This is a genomic window from Pseudomonas sp. MF6747 (assembly GCF_963890955.1).
Lineage (GTDB): Bacteria > Pseudomonadota > Gammaproteobacteria > Pseudomonadales > Pseudomonadaceae > Aquipseudomonas.
Window position 1 is genome coordinate 52,051 of record NZ_CAWPSZ010000015.1, and the last position, 14,878, is coordinate 66,928.

Sequence of the window (14,878 nt, forward strand, 5' to 3'; positions counted from 1 at the left end):
TTGCCTCCCAGTCGGGTTGCTTGATTGTCATCGCTTTCTCTATCTATTTTTTAAATTCGGGACATCACGTACTTGAATTGATCTCAGATAGAAATCAACAATCAGCTCGACGCCGACAAACTAGTGACGCCAAGTGTTTGTCAGGTTATTGATTCATAAATCATTGAGAGAAAAACCATGATTCCAGAAGTCGGTATTTTTAGCTTTTTGATCGCAGCCGCTTTCGTCGTGCTCTATCTGTTCGCGCGACAGGTGCGCCGCGGTGTGGCTTATGCGAACCGCACCGAGGCCCCAAGGGAGCGGGCTGGGATTTACTGTGTAGTCGTTGCACTCATGGGCTTCATAGTCGGCAGCCTCTATCAACCGTTGCATGAACGCGGCGCAGCCTGCATTGAAGCCTCGCAACCCGTGGTGCAATGCGTGTTGTTTCAAACCCGCTAAATCAGTTCTATAGCGTGCCGCACTTATCTGCGGCACACCTACCCTTCCCCGCTATCCAGCAGCACATCAATCAGCTTCTGCTCACCCAGGCGCATGGCACCCAGGCATTGCAGGTCATCGCACTTAGGGCCGAGGCCGAACACAGTGACCTCTCCCTTCGCGCCGATCAGCGTCAAGGCGCCCACGGTGCACTCGGGATGCTCACCGGTGTCCAGGTCATCGGCGATCTTGCGCAGGGTCTTGGCGGCGTCGCGCCAGTCTTCCCGCTTGAACTCCAGAACCTTGACGGTCATTCGGCCACCATCTGGTGGGTTTGTGCATGTGCGTGGCCGTGGAGCAACCCAACGATCAGGCCTTGCGGAAGCCCAGCGTTCTTCGCAGCGTCTACAGCCTTGGCGATGGCGCTATCCATATCGTTCACAGCCGCGTTGATGTCCGGGCTCATCGGGAGTGCGTGCCGCAGTCGGGTGACGTTGCTCATCTGCAAAACCTCGCGCCACGATTTGGCGCATTCGAAAACGTGGCGCGGATTACTTACCCCGGCGCTCGACACCACCTGGCGCCTTGTCACAGCGCATGCAGTGCTCGCAGTTGAGCGTCCGGCAAAGCCAGGCTTTAACCGGCTGCCAGTACGTGACCATGAAGATGTGTCGGGCGCCAGCCAGAGCCAAAGCTACATGCAGCGTCAGGCCAGCAGTGGTCGGGCCGAAGAAGATGTTCTGACTACGCACCGACACAACGAAGCCAGTGATGGCGATCGTGGTGTAGATCAGCTTGCCGAGGATGCCGTCCCTCACCTTACCGCTCAGTACGCACCAGGCAGCCCACAGCGCGATAAGGCCACAGGCGATGGAGTTGATCAGTTCAAGATTCATGGTGGATTGCCTCCCCCGAACCGCTGGCGAATGAGCGCCCAGAGGTCAGCGGATTTGATGGCTCGATTGATGGCCGCCAGGAGCGAGCCTCCGAATGCACCCAGCAGGAAGCCGATCCCGGCGACGATCTTCGGCTCGGTCACGCCCAGGTAGGTGCTGACCATACTCGTCAGGTAGATCGAGCAAGCCATGCCGGTGATGAGGAAGATCATCCAGGCACGCCAGTCGTTCAGGTCGTCCTTGTGCCACCAACTGGCGATCACGGCGCCAACGAGGCCCGCGATCAATAATTCGAACCTGTCGATCTTGTCGAGCAGGCGCTGTAGATACTCCATGCGCTCGACTCCGTGGGGCATGCTTGAAATAGGTCAGCCCCAGCAGCACTCCCAGCTCAGAGCAATGGGTGTGGTGGGGCCGAAAACGAAAAGGCCCGCACAGTGGCAGGCCGTGAATTAACGATTGATAGGCCCGAACGTGAGTCCTTTCAGGAAAGAGCGCTGCTCTGGAGTAACCAAGTCGGCATGTTTTGCGTTTTCGATCATGAAATTACTGATCGTCGCGTAGTTGATGAAAACGATGGTATCGACCACCACAAACGGCTTGGTTTCTTCGAGACTTCTCAGCGCCATGTCGAACCTCCGTAAACGAAAAAGCCTCTGCGTATGCAGAGGCTCTGAATAGGGCCCTCATCAGCGTGACAAGTCAGAGGCTCTGAGGGCTTGGGGAAACTTATGCAATAAAAAACCCGAATTCTCCCGGTGAGGGAGTGAAGGAATGGATTAGCGGCGTCGCCAGAGCAGACCGCCCTGACGAAGTTCGGCGTGGATGATTTCCTTGACCTGGTCGGCCTGCGCCAGAGTCAATTTCTCAACCTGCTCTTTCAGGTCTTGACCAAGATTGGTCTCGCCGATCTTGTCGGCAATGTCGCGGCGGATGTCCAAGGCGCTGCGGTCGATGATGGCGAAGCGATCTGCCGACACAACGAACTGCGACGACAAGCCCAGGCCAATGCCAGCGGCGACGTACTGGCCGCTGGTGTCCACCTGCATCTTCAGCGACCAATTGGCGGCGAGCTTGCTGTCGAGACCTTCATCACTGGAAGTATCATCTCGTTTGACGCGGAGTCGACCATCCGTATCGACATACACGCCGAGGATAGGAACGTAGAATCCAGCGCCGATCTTGGCGTTCGTGACCGAACCATCATCGACAAAGGCCTTGCTGATGTAGCCCTGATCGCCATCAACCTTTAAGGGCTCAGGTTGCTCGGGATCAGGCAGCGGTGCGTCTAAGTTGCCAAACTTCCAGCGAACGACACCGTCATGAATCACCGTAGTGCAGCCACCCGCGCGCACGATCCGCGTGCCGGCGCACTTCGCCTTCGCGAGCCGATTGGCAAGCTCTTCCTCGGTCTCGAGACGGGAGTAGCTCAGGAACAGGCGAGCATTGAATGACTCATCGCCGTAGCTTGCATCGAACTCTTCGAACTCGGCGGCGTGGCGATACTCTTCCGGAACACGTTGCAGCTCGGCCTGCATGAACTGGAGCAGGTTGGCAGCGTTCTTGGGCAAGTCGTACTTGCTCCAGCTGGTCACTTCGACCGATACCATCTGGCGCTCTGGCGCATTCGCCGCGCTACCGAGGGTGCAGGAGTTGATCTCGAAGTCACCGCCAGGGTTGAGCTTCCAGCCGGAAACGCCCGGCACGTAATTGCTTGATTGGATAGAGCCGGACATTTGCTGTGCCTCATAACGAGAAAAGCCCCAGCAAATGCCGAGACTCATAATGGGTGCAGATGGCCGGTGCTGATCTCCGACGTTTTCATACCCCGGTCCCGGACTTACGAGCGGCCTTCGGTTGTAGCGCTTCAGCTTGCGCAATCATCTGCATAAGGTGCGCGTCTTTCCGCGCTGCCCGCCAAAGACAATCACAGCGTCGACGCCCCAATGCATCGATCTCGCCGTTCCTGCCTCGCGCCACCCTGGAAGCACAGTGAGGTCAGGGTGCACGGGCTGCCGGTGTTGTTTCCGTACGTCGCACTATCCGGCCATCGACGTCCAGGCCTTCCCGAGGGCTGTGCTGGCTACAGGTGAATTTTTTTAGCGACCACAAAAAAGCCCCACTCGAAGGCGGGGCTATTTCATGAGATTACTGATGCTCTACTTAATAGATGGTTACTTCGCTGAACTGGACTTTGGAAAATGAAGGCGTGTCAGGAATTGCAGAAAACTTCCACTTTTCTCCAGGGCCAATATTACTTCCATTATCAATGGCCGTACCAACAACAGCTCCACCGCTGTCATACAGCTTGAATTTCACGTAAACGCTTCCTAAATTCTGGCTGCTCGTATTTCTTGCAATACCTTCTACTACCTTGCCATCGGCATAGGTCTTGACTTCGAATGTATCGACTTGAAGGCGGTTATCCGCGAATAGATACCCGGAAAAAATCAGCAGAATCGAAGCTAAGAAAACGCGCATTACGAAGTCCATCCATGTGAGGGCGAAGCCACATTCGGACATTTTAACGAGCCATATGTCAATATAACATCATCAAAAAACCCGGCTGTCGGCCGGGTTCAGGGCTTCGTGTGCGTTTCGCGTTACTTGTGCACTATGGGAAAAGTACCTTCAATATTCATTCGTGTCAATAACTTTATGCCGCATCCTTGTCATTTTCTGAGTGAATCACCTGCCATAGTGGTTGTTGCGCCTGTATATCCACTTCTTCGATGACCTTTCTCAGTGCAATCCACAGGTCTCGCCAATCGCGGTTCCAGTTGTTCTGATCCACCGTGGCACCGAAGAACGCCATCATCTCTGCGGATACCCGAGCCGGCCCCCACTCTGCCGATCCAGCGACCTCCCCCTTATACGACTGCAGGGCCAGAGTAACCAGGTATTGCGCCTTCACGCGCTTGGCCGAAGTCAGGTCTGGCAGCGCGGCCTTGGCAGTGATCAGCAGCACCGCATTCAGCAGGTGCCGCATGTTCATAGCCGGGTGGTACAGGTAGTGTCCGAACTGCTGCACCTGGAACGGCAGCGTGTCGATGGCGCGCAGTACCTTGCCGATGGTGGCCAGGTGCGCGGCGCGAGCGGTGGATCGGCCGGCGGGCGTACCGCGGGTCTCGCTGATGCTGATCTTCTGGCGCACAACCTGAATGCGCCCCTCCTTGTCTTCCCCAAGCGCAGCGAACACAGCCTCGGCGCGGCGCATGCGCTGCCCTTTCTTGATCGGTACCGATTGTGCTTTGTCGATGGCCACAGCGCTGATCGACGCGTTCGATTCGTGCTGAGCTTCGGTCCATACCTGCCTTGCGTTGATCAGTTTCATGCTGCCTGCCCCTTCTTCAGTTCTTTGGTCTTGGCCCGATATTCAGCGGTGATCGCCTTCAGTTGTTCGATGGTGTACCTCTTGGCCGCATGAGGCCCTTCGATCCAGGCCAGCTTCTCGGCGCCGATCTTTTCCAGCAGGCGCGGGCGGTAGCCGAGGATGTTCCCGGACTTCGATAGGTTGCAGTTCTTGTTGCATTGGAGGTGCACGTTCAGCGGCTCAAAACGCAGCTCCGGGCAGGAGCCGGTCGTCCTGTAGTGGCCCGCACAGTATTGAACGTCCGCCGTGGTGCCGCATGAGATGCATGGCTGACCAGCATCGCGCGCCCGTATCCAGGCGTTGAATGCCTGCTGCGTATCCTTGAGGTGATCCGCCCTGCTCTTCAGCTTCTCCTTGCGGACCTTGATCTCGCGGCGCCCTACTTCTGCCAAGGCCTTCCCGGCGATCGCCCGGCCTTTCTCCGACTTCCCATGAGCAATCGCGCACTCGATCTCCCCGCATACGGCTTGCGCGGCCCGGGCAGGCACGAACATCACTCGGCACGCTGGGCAGCGCCGGCGGCGTGGACCGCCGGACGCGAGCGGGGTTTTGCGCTGTAGTGGGGTGCGCTTCATACAGCCTCCTTGGCTTTCTGTTGCTCATATGTGAAGTTGCCGCGTAGGGGCATCAGGTTCTTTTCGTGCTTTACCGCATGCATGCATCTGAATTTGCACAACCATCCACCTACTCCGGCCGCCGGCCTGAATTCGTAAACCTTGCCCGTGGTGGGTGAGACGATCAGGTCGCCAGGCATTACAAAACGCACCAGTTCCGCGGTCTCGCCCAGGTACCCACCTGAAATCACCAGTGCCAGATCGCCCGGCTTGAAGTTATGGCTCATGCGGCCTCCTTGAACGCTTCGAACTCGGCCATTTCGGTCAGGCGCTCTTCCGTGAGCGTTGGCCAATCGTGCAGCACCAGGTACGCGCAGCACTGGCGCCAGAAGTCTTGGAATGTCTCCTCCCCCATCGAGTCGTAGGAAAGGCTGCGGGGTGTCTTGCGGGTGAGCTGGCCCAAGCCAGGGATGTCGAACAGTTCCTCGTCGCAGTACACACCCGACTCCAGCTGCAGGGCCTTGATAGCGTCGTGTGACTGCTTGCCAGAGAAACGGTCGATGTTCTGGCTAAGCACCCGGCCCAGGCCATGGACCAAGCCGTTAAACCTTGGGTTGCGTGGCTGCTTGAGGTCAGCGCGGATCTTCGTGTTAATCCGGAAATCCCGCTCGCGAAGGATCGACCGGTCTGCGTCGGAGGACGGCACGAATGCGGCCACCTCCTTGCCTGTGGCGGGATCTACCAGGCGGCGCAGCACCAGGTACACGGGCATTGGGCGAGGCTTTGCTGACTTGCTCATGGCCGCCCCCCCGCTTTCACCCAGCGCCGGACGTAGAATTCACAGCCACCCGTGAGGGCCACGCCATTGGCCTTGCCGATATGCGTTTTAGGCGTCCCACAGCCGCAATGGCACTTAGGTTGACGGCCGCGGCGCTTTGGGCGCACTTCCATGTACAGGATATGCTCGGCAAGGCCCCCGACTTGCCCCCAGCCAGTAGTTCCGCCACGCATTGCGGCAGATCGGGCTGCCGACGAAAGCTGATTCAAGTCAGTCATGACTGTTCTCCCTTGCTCATGGCGGCGAGCACCTTCTGTGCCGCCTCGTGTGCATCTTCGAAGCGCTGAACGTTGCTCTGCATGCAAAGCAGCCCGCCATCAACCAGATCCCAGCAGAAGCCGTACATGGAGGTCATGCCCTTGAGAGCCGTGAGCAACGCCTCGTTCTCGGCCTTGAGCTGGTCGCGCTCGGCACCCCACTGCATGGCAGCGTCTTCCCACTGCCGAGCACACAAAGCGAGATGATCGTTATCCGCGACAAGCCGGCCAAGCGCCTCACGACACTTGGCAAGTAGGTCATTGGCCTCATAAAGCGAAGCTACAGGGCGCTGACAGCGTGCTTGAAGCTTGGTGTAGTCGGTCATGGCTTCACCTGTGGCGTCAGTTTCGACTCAGCAGCAATACGGACAGCCACATAGGCAACCGCGTACAGAGCTGCGAGGATCGGGAATCCGGCATAGATGAGCGCGCCGATGTAAATCATGGAAATTAGAACGTGGAGGAGTTTCGTTGCCAAGGATCGTCCCTGAATCTTCTCCGCAATCGCTGGGCTCATCGCTAGCAACCCCAAGAACAGCAAGACAACCATGATGCTGATCACCCAGAAGACGAACATTTTCACGTCAGAGCTACCGAAAATCAGGCCTGCGATCAGCGCTGCATCAGCGAGGCGCGTTACTACTTGGCTAGAAGTCTTCATTGCGAGATCCCCTTCAGCAGATCCTGCAGCTGTTTCAGCTTGCCCACGGCTGCTGCATTGATCTCGCGCTCAGCCTCTACGGACAGCGCCACCTCCTCGATGCGAGCCGCCAGTGCCTTCATGCGCTTGCTGAAGTCATCAGCCAGGCCCACCACTTCACCGGAAAGGCTGGCCAGGACATCCAAGGCGCCTTCGGACTTCTTAATTGAAACTACGGTCTGTTTGGCTACCTGGGTCACGGCTTGCTCCTTGATTGGCTTAGGGGTTGCTGCGTCACGTTGAAACTTGCCGCCGATCGGTTCACGAATCAGGCCGGCTTCCTTGAGTTCGCCAAGGGCGCGACGGATGGCATAAGGCGATGCGCCTGTAGCCTTGGCTGTCGATACGGCGCCGTGGATTTCGTGGTTGCTCCAGCTCGTTTGGATCGGGACGTAGGAGAAGATCTTCTGGGCAATTGAGGACTGGCCGGCGAGGATTTGGGATTGTCGGGATTCGTTCATCAGATGGCCCCTTTGCGCTGTACTGCTGCAATAGCCTCGCGGGCTTTGCGCTTGCGTAGATATGTATCGACCCGGTCAACCTGGGCCTTCTTGAGTCGTTCGCGCTCCTGCCGAGCCTTGGCTGCTGTGACAATCTGACGAACCTCAGCGAGCTTTTCCCGGAGGTGTGGCGATGGCGCTACAGTTGAGCCAGTGATCAATCCAGCGATTGCTTGGCCGTCGGCGGTGATTGGCGCGATACGCAGATCAGACAGGTATTGGCTGCCCGCTTCATGGGTGATTAGCTGCATACGTACTGCCGACTCGATGGCCGTCACGCGCCGCGCAGGATCAAACCCGAGCGAGACACTCCAGGTGATCGGTACCGCTTCGGCCCGAGCAGCGGAAACCAAGCGCTCGTAAGCGCCCATGAAAGCCATCCGAGCGCCAACCTTATCGCCCAGGCGCAGTATCGGGCTGGCGGCCGTCATGGCCTGCTGGATTTCAGCGGTCATCACCACAGTCTCGATTTCGTCGCCGGCGAGCAGAGCAATCGACCAGGCCTCATCCTTTCCAGGTCGGCCATCGGAGGACTGGACGCGCTGCAGGATGTCGGCCATCGCCAGCTTGCCCTTCACCTCGAAGCGGCAAGCCTTCAGTGCGGCTTTCACGACAGGCACCGGATAAGCACAGAGGTCTTCAGCCATCATCGCTGCGGTACCTGGGTTCATTTCCTGGCCCATGGCCTCGGCGGTGGCGCAGATGGCGGCGGCCAGCCCGGCAACCTGCTGGTCGTTCATTTCAGAGGTATTCATTGCGGTCACCTGCTTGGCGTTTGGCCAGAACCATCTGGGCGGCCTGCTCCGCTGCGGAGTGGTTCGCCTCTGTCCGTTCCATCTGGCGGGCGGTTGTGCCGTTGATGCGCTGCCCGGTCACCCACTGGGTGTGATAGCTCTCGGCGTTGGCCAGCAGCTCGTTGAGGCTGTGGCACTTGCGCAGCACAGCGGCATCGCTGGTTTTCAGGAAGTGGGCAGCGACGTGGTGGGCGACGTCGGCGCCGAGACGGTCTACCAACTGTCCGAGCTGGCCGCCGACCTTGGCATTCCACACAGGCCAGGCGCTGTAGCGCTTGCGGTAAGCCATGGCGTAGTTCGCCCAGACCTTGAAGGTTTTGCAGGTCTGGTCTTTGGGGCCAGGCATGTCGGCGGGGATCTCGACCCGTGGGGTGTCGGTGCGATCAACCACCAGCACCAAGCCGCGGGACTGAGCCGGGACAACCTCGGCGGAAGCCGGGGGTGCAATTGGTTCAATGACTGGTTCCATGACTGGTTCAAGAGAGTTACTGATTCTGGGTGCAACTGCTGCACTACCCCCTGGTGCAGGAGATTCACTAGGGGGTGAACCTGCTGCACTACCCGGGTGAATCTTCTGCACTACCCCTGGTGCAGGAGGTGCACCACCACCGTCGAGGGTTAGGAAGTAAACGTTCGACGAATTCCCCTTTGGTCCACCCTTCCGGATCTCCTTGCGCAACAGTCCTGCCTCACAAAGCGCGGTGATGTGGTTCATGACGGAGCGCTTGCTGATCTCGCACTGATCGGCGATGTGCTGGTAGGACGGCCAGCACTCGCCTACGTCGCTGGCGTTGTCGGCCAACTTGATTAGCACCAGCTTGCGCAGCGGATTACCAACGCGAAGCTTCATTGCGGCAACCATAAGGCCCATGCTCATGCTGCACCTCCGGCGAACGCGCGGAAATCAATCGTCCGCACGCCCTTCCAGCTATTGCAGGACATGCAAAGGGTCTGGAGGTTGCCCAAAGAAGCCTCTCCACCTTGGCTCTCAGGTACGACGTGATCAGCCCTCAAGCGCATCAGCACCGAACAGCCGCAGCGCAGGCAGGCGTGACCATCGCGAGCGAATATTTGCGCGCGCAGTCCAGAAGGAATGGGTTTCTTTTTCGTCCGGCGCCGAGGCGGGAGAACGGGAGGCTGGAGGGCGGTGACGTGGCCCATGCGGTTCGGATTCCACTCACAGCCTTTTTCGGTTAGTCGAAATGCCTCTGTTTGCAGCTCAATCAAACCGGCCTCTTCCAGGGCCTTCAGCATGCGGTAAGCGGTGTCTGGCTTGTCAGTGAGCAGCGGTAGCTCCTCAGTGATCTTGGCCTTGCTCAGCGCGAAGAAGATCCCGTCATCAGTCTTGATTGGCTTGGCCCAGCTCGGGCAGCCATAGACGAACGCGAACAGCAGGGCCTGCTGAGAATTCAGCCCCCACTCCAGCGCCTTCACCTGGTTAATCGTGACGGTGTACTGCATGTCAGGCCTTCCCGACCTTAGCGGCCAATTCGAGGAAGCGATCCACGTACCAATGAGGCTGCGTCTCGCGGGGGCATTGAGGGCTGGTGAGGTTCTTGCCGTAGGCCATGCCCTTCTCGGTGATCGACCAGAACTCGACTGTCTCCTGCTTGGAGTTCTTGCGCTGCATGACCTTGAGGAAGCCGTGGGCAGCCAGGGCACGGTTGAAGCCCGGCGCGGTGCTGGCGATGGAGTGATCTTTGATCAGGGCGGTGATTGCCTTGGTTGGCATCGAAGACCCACCAGCAGCGTCTGGAGCGGCGTCGACGGCGTAGCCCGGGAGGAATTTGGCATCCAGCCCGTTGTTGGCAGCGATCTGAGCAAGCATCATCATTTTGCTGGAGGGTGCAGGCTTCAGTAGGCGATCGAAGCACTCAAGGATTGCCAGCTCGCCAATGACCTTGGAGTTGTTCGTCTCCTGGGCGGTGTAAGAGCCCGTCTTTCGAATGGTCGGCAGGACCTGGCCCACCACCCACTCTTCGAACTGTTCAGCGGCCGGAAGCTTGGACTTCATCACCAGTCGGTAGAGATCACGCTCAGGGATGATTTGGACTGCGCGGACCTGACCTCCCATTTCGGTATGGCAGGTACTGACCGCTTTGCAGTGAACATTGATCGCCTTCGAGGTGTTGGCGTAACCCAGGGCTTCGGCGATGTCTTTGGCTATAAACCAAGGCTCCCCGTGACCGTCGTCAATTACACGGACGGGGAAGCCATGGAAGTCGAAAGGTGTCACTGGTTTAATCCGCGCCACGTTTTCAGATTGAGAAAAACGTGGCGCGAGATTGTTGGGGGTATTGATCGATTCTGTGTGTTGGTGCATGATTCGCTCCAGTTGTTTACCGCTGTAGAAAAAGCCGACCTCGTACGTCGGCTTTTTTGTGCCTGGCATTCAGGCGATTGATTTCAGTGCAGGCTTGCCGTTGAGCAGAGCCTCAGCCTTGCGGCGCAACTCCCCCGCCTTCGCTTCAACTTGGCGGCACTGCTTGGCGAAAGCTGGCAAGTGCGGCAGATCCAGTTCGCACATCACCTGGTCGTCAAACACTTCGCTGCCGGTGTCGATCACATCGCCCAGGGCGCGGATCAGTGCGCCGAAGCTTTTGTTCGCGCACTGGTCGCTGGTCATCTGGCGGGCGCCGGTCAAGCCGTGGCGGCTCGCCAGTTCGTTCAGGCAGTGATCGCGGTATTCAGGCTCAAGGGCGTTGACCCAAGACTCCTCCAGCCAGGACGGCATTTCCTGATCGCCGTTTAGCCAGCGCTGTACACGCTTGAGCCAGCGGCCGGTCGCCTTCACGAACTCACTCACGTCGCCGGTCAGCTCGGGCGAATCGAAATCAGGGACGACCTTCTCCTTGGCGCGATCAGGGATCGACAGGTGCAGCTCGCGGCTCAGTGCCTGGGCGAAATCGTCCTGGCTCAAGCTGGTGCGCGCGATCTGATTTGCAGCGTGGGCGACCAGCACCTGATCACGGGTTTGTACGGTGTGTCTGGAACTGGACGTTTGCATGGGGACTGCTCTCTTCTAATCTGGCTTCAATGGAGCGGGGAACAGGGGTGTCAGGCGGCGCCGCGTAGGACTTTGTGCGCCAGGTCGAGAAGATCCGGTCGCAAACCAGCGATAGTGATCTCTCCACCTGATGCGTCCTGAAGGCGTTCTGCCAGGTCAGCCGAGGCCTTTCGGTGGCCGCCCGCCAACTGCCACAGGTGCCCTACCGTCGTCTTGGCAGCAGCAGCCACTGACTGGCGCCGTTCGTTTGAAGCGCTGGCGAGCCAGTCACGCAGATGGTCATTCATGGGAGCTCTCCTTAAACATAGGAGAAATTTAGCTTATGGCTAATATCGTAGCAAGGAATATTTAGCTGTGAGCACATTTAGCATTGAGCTAAACGCTGGCATTCTTGCCCGCATGGATATTTATGCGATTCGTAAACAACAACTGATCAGCCTCATAGGCAACCAGCGGAAAGGCGCGTGCGCCGAGCGCTGGGGAATGGCTCCTGCGCACCTGAGCCAGATTTTGTCGGACAAGACGGCGAAGAATCTGGGGGACGACGTTGCGCGGAGAATCGAGGCGATTGAGGGGCTGCCCAGAGGTTGGTTTGACTCCATATCGCCAGGTGAGTCGATAACTCCAGCTGAAGAGCTGACTTCGAGCGATCACTCAGGCGAGACATCCGCACAGACAGCGGCGGACCAGATAAAGCAGATGCTTTCGAGGGTCAAAGGGTTAACGAGCACGGCTCGTGACAGGATCATTGCGGCTGCTGACGAGACGAGCAACGTCATAACCGTAGACTTCTCTCGCCCCGGCCAGGTTGGCGACGAGGTGTGGATTGCGCACTACGACGTGCGGGCAGCGATGGGCGGCGGACAGATCCCGCACGAATACCCGGAAATGCTCCAGGACATACGGGTCAGCCCCAAGCATCTACGCGATCTGGGGGTCACCTTCAAAGAGCACTTCCATCTCAAGATGATCACCGGGTGGGGTCAATCGATGGCTCCAACCATCAAGGATCGCGATCCCCTACTCGTGGACATTACGATCCGGGAGTTCACTGGAGATGGCATCTACCTCTTCTCCCACGACGACATGCTTTACGTGAAGCGCCTGCAGAAGAAAGGCAGGGACCGCTTCAAGATGATCTCGGACAACAAGCACCACGACGCAGAGGACATTCGGGTCGACGATACGCACATTCTGGCTAGGGTACTTTACGTCTGGAACGGCCAGCCCGTGTGATCCGCAGATTTCCAGGAACTCAATCCGGCCGTGAGGAGTTGCTTGACGTCATATTTTGGCGGGCTGAAAATTTGGCAGTTACAGAAAGGACTGCTGAGGAATATATAGGCGTCGCGGCCCGAATATAATTGACGTCCCGCAACGCGACACTTTTTATTGAGTTAGGTTAAGGTTGAAAACATGGATGATGAAAGCGTTGATGATGAGCCCGTAAGCCCTGAAGTCAAAAAATATCTAAGCGAGCCAATGACAAGGCTCGAGGTAGTGAACCTCGTCCAGCCGCTTCGAGGCGCACTCATTCCCCTGATAAGCGCCTCCATGAACTCTCTGGCTATTTTGACAAAAGAAGCGAGCTCAGAAGAAAGCAGGAAGAGAGCGAAAGACTCCTACCATGAATTGGGCGAAATCTTTACTTTTCTTGACAAGTTTGATGCTACTTTAGACCTTCTTCTGGACGGAAAAGAAACCGTTACTCACGGAGAGGAGGCTGATGATGAGTGATAAAATCAGTTACCTTAAGGCTGAATACAAGCAGCAAGCCGAAGTCATCGACCGAGCAGATAGAAATGAACGTAAAGGAGGAGGAGAACCTCCTGGAGGTAACGAGTTGGAATCGCGCGTTGTAGCACTTGAAAAGACATCCCAGGATATTCGGGAGAAACTAGTGCGCGTGGAAACCAAATTGGAGGGAATAGAAAGCTCGATGGCAACCAAGGCAGAAATCGCGGCTGTTGGGACCATGATTGCCGAGCTGAAGACTTCCGTCGCTGAAAGTATGATCTTGCAGACTCGATGGCTCATTGGCGCCTGTATCGCTTTGGCCGGACTGGCGTTTACCGCTGCCAAATATCTCCACTAAACGCAATTGCATTATTCAGTACCGCCCAGCTCCGGTTTCTTTTTCCGCCCCTCCCTTCCCGAATCCGTAGCCCGCCCTTGAGCGGGCCTTTTGCTATCCGTGCGCCCTACCTCTCCAATGGTGGCTTTACACCGCGAATGATAAAGTGCGGGCTCAATACGGGAGGGATCCAATGAAAGGATTTGGGACATTCGCCCTGATCGTCGGCGCGTGCTGGCTGATCTTCGCACTGAGCATGGATGTGTCCGTGCCGACTGGCGCTGGCGGCCGGGTGAATAACCTGGGGCTGATGGCTGACCGCCAGATCCACACCATTGTTGGCGGAGTTATTGCGCTCGCCGGCCTGCTCATGGTTTTGTTGGGCGGTAAGGGCTCCCCTGCTGCCGCCCAGGCAGAGAAAGATACGCGCCCCTGCCCTTTGTGTGCCGAAAGCATCAAGACTGCTGCGGTCAAGTGCAAGCACTGCGGCGCCGATGTTGAGCCAGTAGCCGCCCCGCGCCTTAAAAATGGATGGGTTGCATCAACTGCCTGCCGTGACGAAGAAGAACAGCAGCGAACCATCGAGGCGATTACCAGCACCGGACTTCCGGTTGTTCCAATGATCGGCCTGGCAGTGGGTGCCGGCCCATTTGAAACGAAGGAAGAGGCAAAGCAGGCCGTGGTCGTTATGCGCGACGGCCCCAGGCTGTTCAGCGAGATTGTTTACAGGGACTCGGTGAGCGGCAAGTACCCACCGATTACAGACTGACTAAACATTCTTAAGTGAGCCCGCAAAGCGCGGGCTTTTTCTTGTCAGTCAGAAAGGCGCCGCCTCTTCTTCTGACTCAGACTCGACCTCTCTTATTCCCAACGCCTCGACTTCCTGCTGTTCCCACCTCACCGTCACGCTGCCGTCGTCATTGAGCGTTAACTCAAGCTCGTCCGTATCAGCGATCACGCCCAACACCTCTTCCCACTCCCGATCCCCATCCGAGTCCAAGCGATGAATCGTGACCCAGCGCTGCGCCTGCGCCACTGGGTGATTGATCATCGACGACACGCGCAGCGCAAGGCGCTCCATGCCACTCACCTCTTCACGAACCGCGGGTGCCGCCTGCTTCTTCGCCATGAAATCCCCCCAATTAAATGCTGTATATACATACAGCAAATGGAAAAATCATAGCTCACTGCTAACTGGCGCGTAAAGCGCTTATGGACCTCAGTCGTTGACCTGGCGGATCGTGATGATTTCGCCCATCGCTAAATATTTAGCTCGGAGCTATTGACGACATTTTAGCTTGCGGCTAAATTAACCCCATCGCAGCGACACACAGCCACTGCGAAGGGCCTCCGCCCGGCGCTCTTTGGTTTCACCCCTTGCCGGATCACCACCGGCCCAGATTCAAAGGCAGCGATGAACCGGCCTAAACGGTTCAGAGGGTTGGCAACTGACCTGGGCGTGCAG

The 14,878-nt window shown here is 57.6% G+C and carries 26 protein-coding genes and 1 pseudogene; 5 read left to right on the forward strand and 22 right to left on the reverse strand.

What is annotated here, in order from left to right; all coding sequences use genetic code 11:
- The first annotated feature begins 177 nt into the window (after positions 1-177).
- Entirely contained in the window at positions 178-441 is a 264-nt protein-coding gene (locus tag AACW30_RS16255; protein WP_179677586.1) for a hypothetical protein, read from the forward strand.
- A gap of 38 nt (positions 442-479) precedes the next feature.
- Here the strand turns inward: AACW30_RS16255 and AACW30_RS16260 are convergent, their stop codons facing one another.
- The 21 genes and pseudogenes from AACW30_RS16260 to AACW30_RS16360 all read right to left on the reverse strand — a co-directional run bounded on the left by AACW30_RS16260 (position 480) and on the right by AACW30_RS16360 (position 11,626).
- Positions 480-734, reverse strand: coding sequence for a hypothetical protein (locus tag AACW30_RS16260; protein WP_200625322.1), 255 nt, complete (start codon positions 732-734; stop codon positions 480-482).
- Positions 731-922, reverse strand: a complete 192-nt coding sequence (locus AACW30_RS16265; RefSeq protein ID WP_200625323.1) for a hypothetical protein — start codon at positions 920-922, stop codon at positions 731-733. The genes AACW30_RS16260 and AACW30_RS16265 overlap by 4 nt, the downstream gene beginning before the upstream one ends.
- A gap of 49 nt (positions 923-971) precedes the next feature.
- A complete protein-coding gene (locus AACW30_RS16270; RefSeq protein WP_200625324.1) occupies positions 972-1,316 on the reverse strand; it encodes a hypothetical protein in 345 nt (114 codons plus the stop codon).
- Entirely contained in the window at positions 1,313-1,651 is a 339-nt protein-coding gene (locus AACW30_RS16275) for a hypothetical protein (RefSeq protein WP_003218335.1), read from the reverse strand. The genes AACW30_RS16270 and AACW30_RS16275 overlap by 4 nt, the downstream gene beginning before the upstream one ends.
- Positions 1,652-1,768: 117 nt before the next feature.
- Positions 1,769-1,945, reverse strand: a complete 177-nt coding sequence (locus AACW30_RS16280; RefSeq protein WP_200625325.1) for a hypothetical protein — start codon at positions 1,943-1,945, stop codon at positions 1,769-1,771.
- 150 nt (positions 1,946-2,095) lie between these two features.
- Positions 2,096-3,052, reverse strand: a complete 957-nt coding sequence (locus tag AACW30_RS16285; protein ID WP_234452718.1) for a phage tail tip fiber protein — start codon at positions 3,050-3,052, stop codon at positions 2,096-2,098.
- 427 nt (positions 3,053-3,479) lie between these two features.
- Entirely contained in the window at positions 3,480-3,797 is a 318-nt protein-coding gene (locus AACW30_RS16290) for an FxLYD domain-containing protein (protein ID WP_200625326.1), read from the reverse strand.
- 175 nt (positions 3,798-3,972) lie between these two features.
- Positions 3,973-4,650 carry a hypothetical protein gene (locus tag AACW30_RS16295; RefSeq protein ID WP_200625327.1) on the reverse strand — a complete coding sequence of 226 codons (678 nt, stop codon included), beginning with the start codon at positions 4,648-4,650 and terminating at the stop codon, positions 3,973-3,975.
- Positions 4,647-5,264, reverse strand: a complete 618-nt coding sequence (locus AACW30_RS16300) for a recombination protein NinG (RefSeq protein ID WP_200625328.1) — start codon at positions 5,262-5,264, stop codon at positions 4,647-4,649. Before AACW30_RS16300 ends, AACW30_RS16295 begins: the two co-directional genes overlap by 4 nt.
- The gene (locus AACW30_RS16305; RefSeq protein ID WP_200625329.1) at positions 5,261-5,530 is read right to left on the reverse strand and encodes a hypothetical protein; all 270 of its coding nucleotides are present in this window, start codon (positions 5,528-5,530) and stop codon (positions 5,261-5,263) included. Before AACW30_RS16305 ends, AACW30_RS16300 begins: the two co-directional genes overlap by 4 nt.
- On the reverse strand, positions 5,527-6,042 hold the full coding sequence (locus tag AACW30_RS16310) for a hypothetical protein (protein ID WP_200625330.1): 516 nt from the start codon (positions 6,040-6,042) through the stop codon (positions 5,527-5,529). The genes AACW30_RS16305 and AACW30_RS16310 overlap by 4 nt, the downstream gene beginning before the upstream one ends.
- A gap of 253 nt (positions 6,043-6,295) precedes the next feature.
- Entirely contained in the window at positions 6,296-6,664 is a 369-nt protein-coding gene (locus AACW30_RS16315) for a hypothetical protein (RefSeq protein WP_200625331.1), read from the reverse strand.
- Positions 6,661-6,999, reverse strand: a complete 339-nt coding sequence (locus tag AACW30_RS16320; RefSeq protein WP_200625332.1) for a hypothetical protein — start codon at positions 6,997-6,999, stop codon at positions 6,661-6,663. The genes AACW30_RS16315 and AACW30_RS16320 overlap by 4 nt, the downstream gene beginning before the upstream one ends.
- On the reverse strand, positions 6,996-7,499 hold the full coding sequence (locus AACW30_RS16325) for a hypothetical protein (RefSeq protein WP_200625333.1): 504 nt from the start codon (positions 7,497-7,499) through the stop codon (positions 6,996-6,998). The genes AACW30_RS16320 and AACW30_RS16325 overlap by 4 nt, the downstream gene beginning before the upstream one ends.
- Positions 7,499-8,293, reverse strand: a complete 795-nt coding sequence (locus tag AACW30_RS16330) for a hypothetical protein (protein ID WP_200625334.1) — start codon at positions 8,291-8,293, stop codon at positions 7,499-7,501. The genes AACW30_RS16325 and AACW30_RS16330 overlap by 1 nt, the downstream gene beginning before the upstream one ends.
- Complete coding sequence (locus tag AACW30_RS16335) at positions 8,280-9,209, reverse strand: helix-turn-helix domain-containing protein (RefSeq protein ID WP_200625335.1); 930 nt, start codon at positions 9,207-9,209, stop codon at positions 8,280-8,282. The genes AACW30_RS16330 and AACW30_RS16335 overlap by 14 nt, the downstream gene beginning before the upstream one ends.
- Positions 9,206-9,493, reverse strand: a complete 288-nt coding sequence (locus tag AACW30_RS16340; protein WP_267911453.1) for an HNH endonuclease — start codon at positions 9,491-9,493, stop codon at positions 9,206-9,208. The genes AACW30_RS16335 and AACW30_RS16340 overlap by 4 nt, the downstream gene beginning before the upstream one ends.
- A gap of 2 nt (positions 9,494-9,495) precedes the next feature.
- Positions 9,496-9,793, reverse strand: a pseudogene (locus AACW30_RS16345) (phage replication protein); the annotation flags it as partial.
- A 1-nt stretch (position 9,794) separates the two neighbouring features.
- Entirely contained in the window at positions 9,795-10,655 is an 861-nt protein-coding gene (locus AACW30_RS16350) for a BRO-N domain-containing protein (RefSeq protein ID WP_200625337.1), read from the reverse strand.
- Between the two features lie 69 nt (positions 10,656-10,724).
- Complete coding sequence (locus AACW30_RS16355) at positions 10,725-11,339, reverse strand: hypothetical protein (protein ID WP_200625338.1); 615 nt, start codon at positions 11,337-11,339, stop codon at positions 10,725-10,727.
- A 50-nt stretch (positions 11,340-11,389) separates the two neighbouring features.
- Positions 11,390-11,626, reverse strand: coding sequence for a hypothetical protein (locus AACW30_RS16360; RefSeq protein ID WP_017479602.1), 237 nt, complete (start codon positions 11,624-11,626; stop codon positions 11,390-11,392).
- 112 nt (positions 11,627-11,738) lie between these two features.
- Between AACW30_RS16360 and AACW30_RS16365 the strand changes: the two genes are divergently transcribed.
- From AACW30_RS16365 to AACW30_RS16380, 4 genes are all read left to right on the forward strand, one after another.
- A complete protein-coding gene (locus tag AACW30_RS16365; protein WP_200625382.1) occupies positions 11,739-12,575 on the forward strand; it encodes a S24 family peptidase in 837 nt (278 codons plus the stop codon).
- 180 nt (positions 12,576-12,755) lie between these two features.
- Positions 12,756-13,076: a hypothetical protein gene (locus tag AACW30_RS16370; RefSeq protein WP_200625339.1), complete on the forward strand. Its 321-nt coding sequence runs from the start codon at positions 12,756-12,758 to the stop codon at positions 13,074-13,076.
- A complete protein-coding gene (locus AACW30_RS16375) occupies positions 13,069-13,434 on the forward strand; it encodes a hypothetical protein (RefSeq protein ID WP_200625340.1) in 366 nt (121 codons plus the stop codon). Before AACW30_RS16370 ends, AACW30_RS16375 begins: the two co-directional genes overlap by 8 nt.
- A gap of 172 nt (positions 13,435-13,606) precedes the next feature.
- Entirely contained in the window at positions 13,607-14,182 is a 576-nt protein-coding gene (locus AACW30_RS16380) for a hypothetical protein (protein WP_234452719.1), read from the forward strand.
- A 48-nt stretch (positions 14,183-14,230) separates the two neighbouring features.
- Here the strand turns inward: AACW30_RS16380 and AACW30_RS16385 are convergent, their stop codons facing one another.
- Positions 14,231-14,542: a DUF1654 domain-containing protein gene (locus AACW30_RS16385; protein WP_200625341.1), complete on the reverse strand. Its 312-nt coding sequence runs from the start codon at positions 14,540-14,542 to the stop codon at positions 14,231-14,233.
- Positions 14,543-14,878 lie beyond the last annotated feature (336 nt).

Bases quoted from the DNA above. Each gene is read 5' to 3' on its own strand.
- AACW30_RS16380 (WP_234452719.1), top strand. From the start codon at position 13,607: ATGAAAGGATTTGGGACATTCGCCCTGATCGTCGGCGCGTGCTGGCTG.
- AACW30_RS16355 (WP_200625338.1), bottom strand. From the start codon at position 11,339: ATGCAAACGTCCAGTTCCAGACACACCGTACAAACCCGTGATCAGGTG.
- AACW30_RS16255 (WP_179677586.1), top strand. From the start codon at position 178: ATGATTCCAGAAGTCGGTATTTTTAGCTTTTTGATCGCAGCCGCTTTC.
- AACW30_RS16275 (WP_003218335.1), bottom strand. From the start codon at position 1,651: ATGGAGTATCTACAGCGCCTGCTCGACAAGATCGACAGGTTCGAATTA.
- AACW30_RS16360 (WP_017479602.1), bottom strand. From the start codon at position 11,626: ATGAATGACCATCTGCGTGACTGGCTCGCCAGCGCTTCAAACGAACGG.
- AACW30_RS16350 (WP_200625337.1), bottom strand. From the start codon at position 10,655: ATGCACCAACACACAGAATCGATCAATACCCCCAACAATCTCGCGCCA.
- AACW30_RS16370 (WP_200625339.1), top strand. From the start codon at position 12,756: ATGGATGATGAAAGCGTTGATGATGAGCCCGTAAGCCCTGAAGTCAAA.
- AACW30_RS16330 (WP_200625334.1), bottom strand. From the start codon at position 8,293: ATGAATACCTCTGAAATGAACGACCAGCAGGTTGCCGGGCTGGCCGCC.
- AACW30_RS16315 (WP_200625331.1), bottom strand. From the start codon at position 6,664: ATGACCGACTACACCAAGCTTCAAGCACGCTGTCAGCGCCCTGTAGCT.
- AACW30_RS16340 (WP_267911453.1), bottom strand. From the start codon at position 9,493: ATGGGCCACGTCACCGCCCTCCAGCCTCCCGTTCTCCCGCCTCGGCGC.
- AACW30_RS16310 (WP_200625330.1), bottom strand. From the start codon at position 6,042: ATGAGCAAGTCAGCAAAGCCTCGCCCAATGCCCGTGTACCTGGTGCTG.
- AACW30_RS16375 (WP_200625340.1), top strand. From the start codon at position 13,069: ATGAGTGATAAAATCAGTTACCTTAAGGCTGAATACAAGCAGCAAGCC.
- AACW30_RS16300 (WP_200625328.1), bottom strand. From the start codon at position 5,264: ATGAAGCGCACCCCACTACAGCGCAAAACCCCGCTCGCGTCCGGCGGT.
- AACW30_RS16325 (WP_200625333.1), bottom strand. From the start codon at position 7,499: ATGAACGAATCCCGACAATCCCAAATCCTCGCCGGCCAGTCCTCAATT.
- AACW30_RS16320 (WP_200625332.1), bottom strand. From the start codon at position 6,999: ATGAAGACTTCTAGCCAAGTAGTAACGCGCCTCGCTGATGCAGCGCTG.
- AACW30_RS16270 (WP_200625324.1), bottom strand. From the start codon at position 1,316: ATGAATCTTGAACTGATCAACTCCATCGCCTGTGGCCTTATCGCGCTG.
- AACW30_RS16265 (WP_200625323.1), bottom strand. From the start codon at position 922: ATGAGCAACGTCACCCGACTGCGGCACGCACTCCCGATGAGCCCGGAC.
- AACW30_RS16285 (WP_234452718.1), bottom strand. From the start codon at position 3,052: ATGTCCGGCTCTATCCAATCAAGCAATTACGTGCCGGGCGTTTCCGGC.
- AACW30_RS16385 (WP_200625341.1), bottom strand. From the start codon at position 14,542: ATGGCGAAGAAGCAGGCGGCACCCGCGGTTCGTGAAGAGGTGAGTGGC.
- AACW30_RS16335 (WP_200625335.1), bottom strand. From the start codon at position 9,209: ATGAGCATGGGCCTTATGGTTGCCGCAATGAAGCTTCGCGTTGGTAAT.
- AACW30_RS16365 (WP_200625382.1), top strand. From the start codon at position 11,739: ATGGATATTTATGCGATTCGTAAACAACAACTGATCAGCCTCATAGGC.
- AACW30_RS16295 (WP_200625327.1), bottom strand. From the start codon at position 4,650: ATGAAACTGATCAACGCAAGGCAGGTATGGACCGAAGCTCAGCACGAA.
- AACW30_RS16280 (WP_200625325.1), bottom strand. From the start codon at position 1,945: ATGGCGCTGAGAAGTCTCGAAGAAACCAAGCCGTTTGTGGTGGTCGAT.
- AACW30_RS16290 (WP_200625326.1), bottom strand. From the start codon at position 3,797: ATGCGCGTTTTCTTAGCTTCGATTCTGCTGATTTTTTCCGGGTATCTA.
- AACW30_RS16260 (WP_200625322.1), bottom strand. From the start codon at position 734: ATGACCGTCAAGGTTCTGGAGTTCAAGCGGGAAGACTGGCGCGACGCC.
- AACW30_RS16305 (WP_200625329.1), bottom strand. From the start codon at position 5,530: ATGAGCCATAACTTCAAGCCGGGCGATCTGGCACTGGTGATTTCAGGT.